Origin of the sequence: Borreliella yangtzensis, from assembly GCF_014201775.1 — a bacterium.
Lineage (GTDB): Bacteria > Spirochaetota > Spirochaetia > Borreliales > Borreliaceae > Borreliella > Borreliella yangtzensis.
This window is the reverse complement of sequence record NZ_JACHFG010000001.1, coordinates 1-11601: the sequence shown is the minus strand read 5'-3', so window position 1 is coordinate 11601 and position 11601 is coordinate 1. Positions and strand designations below refer to the sequence as shown.

Here is an 11601-nt window from a genome sequence, read left to right as displayed (position 1 = left end):
TAAGAATGTTCCACGTGGAACATTCTTTTTTTTTATTCTTAAATTGTAATTCAATATTATAACCTGGTAAAATTTTGTGTTGTAGGAGGTTCTTATAATATGAATAGAGTTTTTAAAATGATAGATATTCATCTTTTAGATATTGATAATGATCAGCCTAGAAAATCTGTTAATCTTATTGAATTAGAAGAGTTAAGTGTTTCAATAAAAGAAAATGGAATTTTACAACCCATAATTGTTTGTAAAGAAAATGAGAGATATAAAATAATAGTGGGAGAAAGAAGGTTTAGGGCTGCTAAACTTATTCAGATGACAAATATTCCTGTTATAGAAGTTGATATTAAAGAATCTTATAGAGATTTTATGCCTTTGGTTGAAAATATTCAAAGAGAAAATTTTACTCCTGTTGAGGAAGCCTATGCCTATAAAAATGTAATGAATAAATATTCTTTAACTCATAAAGATTTGTCTGAAAAAATTGGCAAAAGTAGAGCCTATATCTCAAATTTGGTTAGGATCTTAGATCTTGATCAAGAAATATTGAATGCAGTGCATAGAAAAGAAATTTCTTTTGGGCATGCAAAAGTTATTTTATCCTTAAAAGATAAGCAAGATAGGTATAATCTTTATTTAATAATACTGAAAAAAAAATTTTCTGTAAGAGATGCAGAAAAATATGTTAAAAATTTTTATAAATCTATAGTAAAAAAAAGGGAACTAGAGCAAGATCCTTTTTTGAGCAATATAAAAGAATTTTTATTTGATAAAATTCAAACAAAAATAGATATTAAAGGGAATCAAGATAAAGGGAAAATAGAGATAGAGTATTTTACATCGGGTGATTTAAGAAGGATTGTTTCTTTTTTTGGCCATATTGGTTAAGTTATTTTTATAATTTAAAGATTGTAAAAATATCTTTCCTTAATTTTATGAGGTTTTTATTTTCAAGTATTTGTCATAATGTATAAATTTTTAAGCTTATTTTGGTATTGTTTGGTTTTTATAAATAAGTCTTAAGTTTTAAATGACGGGTAAAGTTTATATTTTGCTATTTATAGTTAAATTTGAAAGTAAAAAATAATCTAATATTTGCAAAAAGAACAATAATAATATGTGCAGTATTTATAATTATTAATGTAGTTATAAATTTAGATTAAATTATTTTTAATATATTTTATTTTTTCCTTTATTTCTAAAATAGAGTAAAAAAATAATTTTAAGTTTTCTTGGTTTAATTTGTTAAATTCAATGTTTTTTAATTCTTTTATATTTTTTAATATAAAATCTAACATTTCTTTTATATCGTTTTCATATTTTTTGTCTTTATTAAGCAATGATTTGTGTGTATGTGTATCCTTTAAATCGAAACTTTTTTTATAAATGATTTTAAATTCTTTTAAAGAATTTATTTTGCCGTTTAGAACTTCGGTTTTTAAAATGGAGGGGCAAGATTTTTTGGATATTTCATATGATAATGATAATGGTAGTTTTTCTATAGTGAGCTGCTTGTCGGAATTTTCGATAAGCAAATTATATCTTGATATTAAAGCGTAAACCTTGTCCTTTTTAAATCCCATACTTTTGAACCACTGATAAAAAAGTCCGTTATATTGATTATTTCCTTTTAATTTATCTTGGGTTTCTTTAAGTATCTTTCCAATTTTTGTATAAGTATTATTAAAGATGTTGAAAATTTCATATTGCTTTGTTTTTAAAAAATCAGAAATATCTTTATCTAGTTTGCCGTAATCAAAATTTTTTCTTTCAATTGAAAGAATTTCTTTTTTTTCGATATTTTCTGAATTATTTAAAGATGCTTCTAATTTTTTCCCCATTAGAAACATTAAAGTTTCTAGATTGTCAGACATAGTTATTCCTTAATTTTATTTATTATCTCTTTTGAAAGCTCTAAAAAATCTTTTGCAGCATTACTTTCTTTATCATATTCATATACAGGCATTTTTGCTTCTTGAGATTTTGAAATGGTTATATTTTTTCTTATTTTTGTATTTAAAAGTTTTTCTTTAAATACTTTTTTTAACGAAATTACATATTTTTCTTTACTTTTGTTTCTTATATCATATTTGTTTATAAAAACGCCTACAATCTCTAAATTTTTATTTATTTGCTTTACGGTATTTATTGTATCTATTAGCTGATTTATACCTTCAAATGCAAAAAATTCTGTTTCGATTGGAATTAGTAAATAATTACTTGCAACAAGAGCATTTATCGTCAATATTGAAAGTGTAGGAGGGCAGTCTATAATAATAAAATCATATTTATCTTTTTCATATAATGTTAATGCATTTTTTAAAAAATTTTCTCTTGAAAGTTCATTTATTAATTCTTTTTCTAGTAAAGCTAATTTAATACTAGATGGAATGATGTCTAATTTAAAGTGATTTAAAGGTTTGACCTTTATTTTTTTATTAATAAGTTCATAACTTGAATTTTCAAATATATATTCTGAAATATTTGTTCCGCTAGTAGAGTTTCCTTGTGAATCAATATCTATTAAAAGAATTTTTTTATCAAGCAGAGTCATTGAATAAGAAATATTAATGGCGCTCGTGGTTTTCCCCACGCCTCCTTTTTGATTGATTACAGATATTATTTTCATATAAATTTTCTCTTTTTCTTTTCTTTTGTTTTGTTTTTATATTTTAAAACATAAATGGTAAAAATAATAATACTTAGAGTTGTTTTTAAATATTTGATTATTTGATATGTATATTATTCTTTATGAAACTTGAAAGTTTCTTGAATTAAGTCGTTTTTTATAAAAAATTCCGATATTTTTTGCCTGTTTTTTGTTTTAAATTTGATTGAAGTATTTATTTTGTTTGAAAAATTCGAATCTGTTATTTCTATTTCAAGTTTATTTTTCATTTTTAATAGTGAATTGTATTGGTTGTAATTTAAATTTAAGTTTAAAATTTCCAATTCCTCTTTTTCCATTATAGACGCATTTTTAATAACTTCTGTGGCAGACTTGTAATATGCTTTGATTAATCCTCCTCTACCAAGCAAAGTGCCTCCAAAATATCGCAATGTGATTATTAATGTATCAGTTAAATTGTTATGAATTATGGCATCTAATGTGGGTTTTCCGGCTGTTAAATTAGGTTCTCTATCATCACTCATTCCATTTAAGAATGAGTGATTGTTTCCAATTCTAAATCCATAAACCACATGTGTAGCATTTTTAAATTTTATTTTATATTTTTTAATAGTTTTATTTATTTCTTCTTTTTTTTCAATATTAAAAATATATGAAACAAAAATAGATTTTTTTATTTCAATTTTAGAATTACTGTTGTTTTTTGGCACAAATATCATATAGTGTAAGTATACTATCTTTTTAGATATTGCAGTATTTTTTGTTTATGTATATTATTAATGTTGTTTGTTTTTATTATGAATTACTATAAAGCGTGATCAAAAAAAGGGGTTTTTAATGATATCAGGCTTGAATCCAACATTAAGGTTGTTTAAAGATCATAAAATACTTTATTCTAATATGGAAAGGGGGTTGAAGCCTCTTTTAGAAGTAGATAATTTTATCAATAAGTATATTCAGAATAAGGAAGGGCTTGAGATTTATGATAAAGTTGTGGGCAAAGCAGCAGCTATTATTATTTATAATATAGGGCTTCAAAATGTTCAAGCTGGGGTTGTTTCTCAACCTGCAAAAGATTTTCTAGAAAGTAGAGGAATAAAAGTAGCTTATAAAAAATTGGTGGAAAAAATAAATGACAGGGCAGAAAACTTGATTGAAAGTTTAGAAAATCCCGAAGAGGTTTATAAGTACATGATTAAAAGGGGTATTATAGTTAATAATTTATAAATTATGGGAATAATTAAATTAGTTTTTAGTTAACTACGTGACTTTGAGTATACAGTAATAATTAGAGCGATATTGTATATTAATATTATTAAATTTCCCCAATTTAGGTAAAAATTATTTTTATCGTAGTTAAAGATCCAAATTCCAGCATAAACGCCTAAAAATCCTCCTATAGAAGATGTAAACATAATTAAATTAGGTTCAATTGTATGTTGATTAATTTTGTTTTGATTTTCTTTAACATCAGGTTGTTCAGTAAATTTGCTGTCGATAAAAATCATGGCAAAGCCTGCAAGAGTAATACATAGAAAATAAATTATAAATATTTTTCTAATTAATGCAAACATAAATTTTCCCTTTCTTTTAACTTTTTAATCATTAATACTTAATGATATAACTAAATGTAATACAAAAGCAAGTATTTTGATAGACATATAAAATGTGGCCTATAGCTTATCTTTGTATTTGGTAAATAAAAAATTTTAGGTTTTTGTCATTAAGAAAGATGCTTTTAATATATTTATTTTTGGCTTTTGGAGGAATTAAAAGAAGTTATGTTATATATTGTTGGTACGCCAATAGGTAATTTAGAAGACATTACTTATAGGGCAGTTGATGTTTTAAAATCGGTAAATGTTATCTTTGCAGAAGATACTAGAGTTACTAGCAAACTTTTGTCGAGATATAAAATTAATAAAAAAATGATTTCTTGTAATGCCGTAACAGAAGCTAAGAAGGTAAGCTTGCTATTGGATTATTTGTCAAAAGGAGATTCAGTTGCTTTTGTTAGTGATGCCGGTACTCCAGGTATTAGTGATCCTGGCAGTTTGCTAGTTGCTGCTGCTTTTAAAGAAGGATACAAAGTTTGTCCAATTCCTGGAGTAAGCTCTTTTAATGCGATTGTAAGCGTTAATCCTTTTAGAGATAAATCAGTGCTTTTTGAGGGATTTTTACCCAACAAAGGCATTAAGAGATTTAAAAGAATTGCTGAGCTATATAAAAGGGGTGATGCATTTGTGTTGCTTGAATCTAGTCACAGACTTTTGAAATTGCTTGTTGAAATTTCTTCTGTTAGTTTAGATGCAAAGATTCTTATCGGTCGAGAGATGACAAAAATTTATGAAGAATATCAAATTGGTAAGCCTTTAGAATTAAAAAATTATTTCGAATCAAGTAAGGATAAGGTTAAAGGAGAATTTACTATTTTAGTCAGCAGAAGCCGCTTATAATAAATGTTTTCTATAGATATCAAAACTTTATTTATTGATGGTTTTATTCGATTGATTTATTGTGTTATAATTAAATTTTAATAGGGGTTTGTATGAAAATTTATTTGGCTTCTCCGTTTTTTAACGAAGAGCAAATTAAACTGAGGGATGAGGTTTTAAAATTTCTTGAAGAGTTCAATTTAGATGTATTTTCTCCAGAGCATCATGCTGTCAAAAAGATGGGATTGCTTGAAAAAGTTGATTATAAGTTTGCAAATGGAGATATAAGAGAAAAAATAAGAGAAATAGATTTAAAAGAGCTGGTTAGTAGTGATATTGTTTTGGCTTTGGTTAATTATGTTGATGCAGGCACGGCTTATGAGAGAGGGTTTGCCTTTGCTAAAAAAATACCAAGCATAGATTTTTTTAAGGATAAACAAGATTCTGATTTTTATAATTTAATGTATAGCGATTGTAATGCGTCTTTTTCTAATTACAAAGATCTTAAAGAAGGAATTTTGACTTTTAAAGAACTGTGGATTAAATTTAAAGGAGATAATGAAAATTTTAGAACTTTCTTTGACTATTTAAAGGCTAAATTAGGAAATAAATTGAAAAAAATTCTTACGACTTTACCTGTTAATGAAAAATGTGGTTGTTAATGCTGTTATCAGGGCTAATTAATAAAATTTATTTTTTTGTTTTTTATGTTAATAAAATAATACAAAAGTATTGACAACATGATTCTTCTTTTGTTAAAGTATTAAATGTTGAAATGATTATTGGAAGATGAGAGAAGGGAAGAGTTAAGTGAGGTTGAAAGCCAATCAAGAGAATAAACAAAACTTGTTAATTTTTTAAATAAAAAATAAGAATAACGAAGAGTTTGATCCTGGCTTAGAACTAACGCTGGCAGTGCGTCTTAAGCATGCAAGTCAAACGGGATGTAGCAATACATCTAGTGGCGAACGGGTGAGTAACGCGTGGATGATCTACCTATGAGATGGGGATAACTACTAGAAATAGTAGCTAATACCGAATAAGGTCAATTAATTTGTTAATTGATGAAAGGAAGCCTTTAAAGCTTCGCTTGTAGATGAGTCTGCGTCTTATTAGCTAGTTGGTAGGGTAAATGCCTACCAAGGCGATGATAAGTAACCGGCCTGAGAGGGTGAACGGTCACACTGGAACTGAGACACGGTCCAGACTCCTACGGGAGGCAGCAGCTAAGAATCTTCCGCAATGGGCGAAAGCCTGACGGAGCGACACTGCGTGAATGAAGAAGGTCGAAAGATTGTAAAATTCTTTTATAAATGAGGAATAAGCTTTGTAGGAAATGACAAAGTGATGACGTTAATTTATGAATAAGCCCCGGCTAATTACGTGCCAGCAGCCGCGGTAATACGTAAGGGGCGAGCGTTGTTCGGGATTATTGGGCGTAAAGGGTGAGTAGGCGGATATGTAAGTCTATGCATAAAATACCACAGCTCAACTGTGGAACTATGTTGGAAACTATATGTCTAGAGTCTGATAGAGGAAGTTAGAATTCCTGGTGTAAGGGTGGAATCTGTTGATATCAGGAAGAATACCGGAGGCGAAGGCGAACTTCTGGGTCAAGACTGACGCTGAGTCACGAAAGCGTAGGGAGCAAACAGGATTAGATACCCTGGTAGTCTACGCTGTAAACGATGCACACTTGGTGTTAACTTAAAGTTAGTACCGAAGCTAACGCGTTAAGTGTGCCGCCTGGGGAGTATGCTCGCAAGAGTGAAACTCAAAGGAATTGACGGGGGCCCGCACAAGCGGTGGAGCATGTGGTTTAATTCGATGATACGCGAGGAACCTTACCAGGGCTTGACATATATAGGATATAGTTAGAGATAATTATTCCCCGTTTGGGGTCTATATACAGGTGCTGCATGGTTGTCGTCAGCTCGTGCTGTGAGGTGTTGGGTTAAGTCCCGCAACGAGCGCAACCCTTGTTATCTGTTACCAGCATGTAATGATGGGGACTCAGATAAGACTGCCGGTGATAAGTCGGAGGAAGGTGAGGATGACGTCAAATCATCATGGCCCTTATGTCCTGGGCTACACACGTGCTACAATGGCCTGTACAAAGCGATGCGAAACAGCGATGTGAAGCAAAACGCATAAAGCAGGTCTCAGTCCGGATTGAAGTCTGAAACTCGACTTCATGAAGTTGGAATCGCTAGTAATCGTATATCAGAATGATACGGTGAATACGTTCTCGGGCCTTGTACACACCGCCCGTCACACCACCCGAGTTGAGGATACCCGAAGCTATTATTCTAACCCGTAAGGGAGGAAGGTATTTAAGGTATGTTTAGTGAGGGGGGTGAAGTCGTAACAAGGTAGCCGTACTGGAAAGTGCGGCTGGATCACCTCCTTTCTAAGAGAAAGATAAATTAAGGCTAATGCCATTAACTCTTCCCTATTCTTTTCTTTTGATAAAAGAGTTTTTGAAATTAAGCTTATTAATATGAGCTGTTCTTGAGCTTATATATTTAGGTTTTTATTACAATATTAAAGAATTTTATTAAGTTTAGATTAATTGGGGGTTTAGCTCAGTTGGCTAGAGCATCGGCTTTGCAAGCCGGGGGTCAAGGGTTCGAGTCCCTTAACCTCCATTTTGCATATAATTTAGATTAATTAATTTTTGGTTTTTTTGTTTGGCGTTAGTTTAGAACTAATGTTGCCGTGTGTCTTAAGCATGTAAGTAAAACGGAGTGTATTAATTGTTTAGTGGCGAATGGGTTAGTACTTAATAAGCAGTTCATTTATGATATGGGAATATTTACTGGAAATTGTAGCTAATACCGAATAATTCCAATTAAATTTGTTAATTAATTAATTAATGAAGGCAGCTTTTTAAAGGTTTATCTGTATATGATTGTGTCTTTTATTAGTTGGGTGGTGGAATTAAATATATTTTGAGGCGATGATGAGTAGCTGACCTTGGATGGTGAATGTTTGTACTGAAATTGAGATAGGGTTTAGATCCCTAAGGGATAGTATCTAAAAATTTTTTATAGTGGGCGAAGTTATGGCAGAGTAATGTTGTGCGAATTAAGAAGATTAATTGTAAAATTCTTTTATAGGTGAAAACATAGACTTTGGTTAATTACATGTCATCGCCCTTGGTAATAAACAAGGATTGATCAAGTGAATATATAATTTTGTGTATAAAATGTAGCAGTTTAACTGTAGAGCTATGTTGGATATTGTATATCTAGAGCTTGTTAGATAAAGAAGCAGACCTCAATCCGAATTGAAGTTTGAAGTTCGGCTTAATAAAGTTGGAGTCATTAGTAATTGTGTATCAAAATGATATGACGAATATGTGTTCAAGTATTTTACTTGCGCTGCTCATAACACGATTCGAGTTGAGGTATACAAAGTTATTATTTTGGCGCAAAGAAGGTATTTAAGATATGTTTAGTGGGGTGGGTGAGGCTTAAACAAGGCAGCTGTATTGGGAAGCATAACTGTAGATTACCTTCTCTTTAAGGGAAATATGAATTAAGGCCAATTTTATTAATTTTTTGCATTTTTATTTTGATTAAAAAGTTTTTGCAGCCAAAATAAATTTTTAACAAGTGTTTGCTATTATATAGTTTAATATTAAATGCTATTAATAGTAATTTAAAATTTTAAGGTAAAAATTTTTTATATCATTAAACGTATATCTTAAATCCAATACAGCTACAGTTGAATATTTTTAAAATTGAGATTATGTTATAATATATTATAAATATGCTTCAATATGTGAATTGACCTAATATTTTGTAATTCTTGTTAATCATGACTTAGAACAACTTAACAAATTGGGACCAGGATGAGTTGAACATCCGACCTCAGGTTTATCAGACCTGCGCTCTAACCACCTGAGCTATGATCCCTTTAATATACCAATTCTTTACAAATTTTATTTTAATCTTCTTACTTTGTCAATATCTTTTCAAAATGTAAGAGATATTGTATATAGTTTGTGTTTTTATATATTATTAGTGCTCACTATTTTATATAAGTTTTTTGTAAGATTTATGAATTGATTTTTGACTATTTAAAAGTTTATTATGATTTATATCAATTTTTTTGATATTAAAATGCGATATTTATTGTGTGGTTTTAGTGAGTAATTCATAAAAACTTTTAAAGCCATGGCATTATTTATTTGTTTAACTTTTTTTGGGGGAAGTTGAATAAAGGATAAAATTTTACTTTTGTTTTAGCGGCTTTTAGAATTATTTTAAAGATGTTTTAAAGGTAAAAATATTTTTCTTTTTTTGAGGTGTAATAAATTTTTTATAAAATGCTTTTTATTTTTACTTTTTAGGTATTTTAGCTTATATTCTTATCGCGGATAATATTTTTTTTGTAGTTTACATGTGTGTTTTGTCGATATTTTTTTATTATTATCTTGTTTTAAAATTGGGTTTATGGATCGATGTTTTTTTTTACAAGATGCTACTACTGTCGCAAGGTTATTACTTGGTAATTTATTGATCAGAAAGATCAATAAAAAGGAAATAGTTGTTAAAATTGTTGAAACGGAAGCTTATATGGGAATAGCAGACAGTGCCTGTCATTCTTATGGTGGGAAGAAAACAAATCGCACAAATGCTATGTATAGCATAGGAGGATATTCTTATGTGTATATAATATATGGTATGTACTATATGTTTAATATTGTGACTGCGGATAAAAATAATCCCCAAGCTGTTTTGATTAGAAGTGTAGAACCCATTTCTCCGTTGCTGGAGGGGAAAAGCATTCTTACTAATGGTCCTGGTAAGCTTACAAAATTTTTAAACATTGATTTAACCTTTAATAAAGTTGATCTTATTGGGAATGGTGAGCTTTTTTTAAAAAGAGGTTTAAATCTAGATTTTAGTATAGTTTGTTCAAAAAGAATAAATATTGATTATGCACAAGAGGATGATATAAATAAGCCTTGGAGATTTTATATTAAAGATAATAAATTTGTTTCAAGACGTTGATTTTAGTTTAAATAAAGTTTTAAAAAATTTTCAAGAAATTTGTTATTATTAAGTTATATTATTTCATGCTTTATCAATAATTTATTGAGAATAAATTATTTGTGATTATATCTTACAAGAGAGATTTGTATATGAATTCTAATTATAAAAGATATAAAATGCTGGTTTTTGACCTTGATGGCACTTTGTTGAACAATAGTCATGAGATTAGTTTTTTAACCCTTGAGGTTCTTTTAACTTTGGAAAAAGATTTTAAAATAATTATTGCAACTGGTAGAAGGTTGAGTGAAGTTAAAAATATTAGGAATCAGTTAAAAAAAATCAATATTAATGAGGATTATCTTGTAACGGTAAATGGAGCTGAAGTGTTTTTGCAAGAAAATTTAATTTTTAGACATACAATGAATTATGACTTAGTAAAAGAAATTCTCAAGATATATACAGGCAATATTGATGTTAATCTTTATACTTTTGATACTTGGTATTCTAATTCAGATGTTAAAAGTCCTATTATGAAACATTTTATTAGGGATTTAGGTTTAAATGTTATCATTAGAGATTTGACTAAATTAGACGTTGATTCTGTTTCTAAGATTGTTTATTATTGTGATGATTTGACAACTCTTAATAAACTTAACAATGATATTAGGAATAAAGATTTTCAGGACATAAGGGTGTTTTTTTCTTCTAAGGATTTATTAGAGGTTACTAATATTAATGCTAATAAATATAATGCTATTAAAGATATTGCTTTTCTTGAAAGAATTCCATTGTGTGATATTATAGCTTTTGGAGATAATAATAATGATTATGAGATGCTTAAAAATCTTGGCAAAGGGGTTTTAATGAAAAATGCCAATGAATTTCTTAAAATTCATTTAGCAAATAATGAAATAACAAAATTTAATAATAATGAGGATGGTGTTGCTAGGTTTTTAATTGATTTTTTTGAGCTTAATGTTAAATATTAAGAATTTATATTCTAATTTGTAATGTATTTGCTTTTTTAGCAAAATTTTCTATTTGAAATATAAATTTTTTACTTATTATATATTTTGTAAATTTATTTATTAAAATATTGGGATAAGTATTGACATGGATTGAACAAAGATATATATTATTTTATGTTGCATAAACAAATTGGCAAAATAGAGATGGAAGATAAAAATATGGTCAAAGTAATAAGAGTCTATGGTGAATGCCTAGGAGCTTTAAGGCGAAGAAGGTCGTGGTAAGCTGCGAAAAGCTTGGGGGAGAAGCAAACATTTATTGATCCCAAGATTACCGAATGGAGTAATCCAACTAGTAAGATGCTAGTTATCTATTATTTAAATAATAGAGGCGATACCAGGGGAAGTGAACCATCTAAGTACCCTGAGGAAAAGAAATCAAAGAGATTCCCTTAGTAGTGGCGAGCGAAAGGGGAGTAGCCCAAACTTTAAATGTGTCAAGTTGCAGAGCGTTGCATTTATAGGGTTGTAGGACGTTTAGGCTTAGTCTGTGATAAGCAAAAAAGTTACAA

General features: G+C 28.9%; 10 protein-coding genes, 2 tRNA genes and 2 rRNA genes. 9 read left to right on the top strand and 5 right to left on the bottom strand.

The genetic code is table 11. The features are described from left to right. Positions 1 to 99: 99 nt before the first annotated feature. Positions 100 to 882, top strand: a complete 783-nt coding sequence (locus tag HNP68_RS00070) for a ParB/RepB/Spo0J family partition protein (protein ID WP_183219188.1) — start codon at positions 100 to 102, stop codon at positions 880 to 882. A gap of 266 nt (positions 883 to 1148) precedes the next feature. Here the strand turns inward: HNP68_RS00070 and HNP68_RS00065 are convergent, their stop codons facing one another. The 3 genes from HNP68_RS00065 to HNP68_RS00055 form a co-directional block, all read right to left on the bottom strand. Further along, complete coding sequence (locus HNP68_RS00065) at positions 1149 to 1868, bottom strand: hypothetical protein (protein ID WP_183219186.1); 720 nt, start codon at positions 1866 to 1868, stop codon at positions 1149 to 1151. A gap of 2 nt (positions 1869 to 1870) precedes the next feature. Continuing rightward, positions 1871 to 2623, bottom strand: coding sequence for a ParA family protein (locus HNP68_RS00060; protein WP_183219184.1), 753 nt, complete (start codon positions 2621 to 2623; stop codon positions 1871 to 1873). Positions 2624 to 2736: 113 nt separating this feature from the next. Then, entirely contained in the window at positions 2737 to 3342 is a 606-nt protein-coding gene (locus tag HNP68_RS00055; protein ID WP_183219183.1) for a YigZ family protein, read from the bottom strand. A 118-nt stretch (positions 3343 to 3460) separates the two neighbouring features. Between HNP68_RS00055 and HNP68_RS00050 the strand changes: the two genes are divergently transcribed. After that, positions 3461 to 3850 (top strand): DUF1893 domain-containing protein, encoded by a 390-nt coding sequence (locus tag HNP68_RS00050; RefSeq protein ID WP_004789512.1) that lies wholly within the window; start codon positions 3461 to 3463, stop codon positions 3848 to 3850. A 29-nt stretch (positions 3851 to 3879) separates the two neighbouring features. Here the strand turns inward: HNP68_RS00050 and HNP68_RS00045 are convergent, their stop codons facing one another. Beyond that, positions 3880 to 4197, bottom strand: a complete 318-nt coding sequence (locus tag HNP68_RS00045; RefSeq protein ID WP_183219182.1) for a hypothetical protein — start codon at positions 4195 to 4197, stop codon at positions 3880 to 3882. Between the two features lie 207 nt (positions 4198 to 4404). Here HNP68_RS00045 and rsmI point away from each other — a divergent pair, with 207 nt between their 5' ends. From rsmI to HNP68_RS00025, 4 genes are all read left to right on the top strand, one after another. Continuing rightward, entirely contained in the window at positions 4405 to 5079 is a 675-nt protein-coding gene (gene rsmI / locus HNP68_RS00040; protein ID WP_183219180.1) for a 16S rRNA (cytidine(1402)-2'-O)-methyltransferase, read from the top strand. Between the two features lie 92 nt (positions 5080 to 5171). After that, entirely contained in the window at positions 5172 to 5720 is a 549-nt protein-coding gene (locus HNP68_RS00035) for a nucleoside 2-deoxyribosyltransferase (protein WP_183219178.1), read from the top strand. 212 nt (positions 5721 to 5932) lie between these two features. Beyond that, positions 5933 to 7468: ribosomal RNA gene (locus HNP68_RS00030) — 16S ribosomal RNA — on the top strand. 164 nt (positions 7469 to 7632) lie between these two features. After that, positions 7633 to 7706, top strand: a tRNA-Ala gene (locus HNP68_RS00025). Between the two features lie 1198 nt (positions 7707 to 8904). On the opposite strand, the gene HNP68_RS00020 is transcribed toward HNP68_RS00025, so the two are convergent. Further along, positions 8905 to 8978, bottom strand: a tRNA-Ile gene (locus HNP68_RS00020). 540 nt (positions 8979 to 9518) lie between these two features. On the opposite strand from HNP68_RS00020, the gene HNP68_RS00015 reads away from it, so the two are divergent. The 3 genes from HNP68_RS00015 to HNP68_RS00005 form a co-directional block, all read left to right on the top strand. Further along, on the top strand, positions 9519 to 10079 hold the full coding sequence (locus HNP68_RS00015; protein WP_183219177.1) for a DNA-3-methyladenine glycosylase: 561 nt from the start codon (positions 9519 to 9521) through the stop codon (positions 10077 to 10079). Between the two features lie 131 nt (positions 10080 to 10210). Next, a complete protein-coding gene (locus HNP68_RS00010; protein WP_183219175.1) occupies positions 10211 to 11050 on the top strand; it encodes a Cof-type HAD-IIB family hydrolase in 840 nt (279 codons plus the stop codon). A gap of 200 nt (positions 11051 to 11250) precedes the next feature. Next, a 23S ribosomal RNA gene (locus tag HNP68_RS00005) occupies positions 11251 to 11601 on the top strand; the annotation flags it as partial.

What these genes read in the sequence shown, in the direction of transcription:
- HNP68_RS00055 (WP_183219183.1), bottom strand. Translation starts at nt 3,342, where the DNA reads ATGATATTTGTGCCAAAAAACAACAGTAATTCTAAAATTGAAATAAAA.
- HNP68_RS00045 (WP_183219182.1), bottom strand. Translation starts at nt 4,197, where the DNA reads ATGTTTGCATTAATTAGAAAAATATTTATAATTTATTTTCTATGTATT.
- HNP68_RS00015 (WP_183219177.1), top strand. Translation starts at nt 9,519, where the DNA reads ATGGATCGATGTTTTTTTTTACAAGATGCTACTACTGTCGCAAGGTTA.
- HNP68_RS00060 (WP_183219184.1), bottom strand. Translation starts at nt 2,623, where the DNA reads ATGAAAATAATATCTGTAATCAATCAAAAAGGAGGCGTGGGGAAAACC.
- HNP68_RS00070 (WP_183219188.1), top strand. Translation starts at nt 100, where the DNA reads ATGAATAGAGTTTTTAAAATGATAGATATTCATCTTTTAGATATTGAT.
- HNP68_RS00050 (WP_004789512.1), top strand. Translation starts at nt 3,461, where the DNA reads ATGATATCAGGCTTGAATCCAACATTAAGGTTGTTTAAAGATCATAAA.
- HNP68_RS00010 (WP_183219175.1), top strand. Translation starts at nt 10,211, where the DNA reads ATGAATTCTAATTATAAAAGATATAAAATGCTGGTTTTTGACCTTGAT.
- HNP68_RS00035 (WP_183219178.1), top strand. Translation starts at nt 5,172, where the DNA reads ATGAAAATTTATTTGGCTTCTCCGTTTTTTAACGAAGAGCAAATTAAA.
- HNP68_RS00065 (WP_183219186.1), bottom strand. Translation starts at nt 1,868, where the DNA reads ATGTCTGACAATCTAGAAACTTTAATGTTTCTAATGGGGAAAAAATTA.
- rsmI (WP_183219180.1), top strand. Translation starts at nt 4,405, where the DNA reads ATGTTATATATTGTTGGTACGCCAATAGGTAATTTAGAAGACATTACT.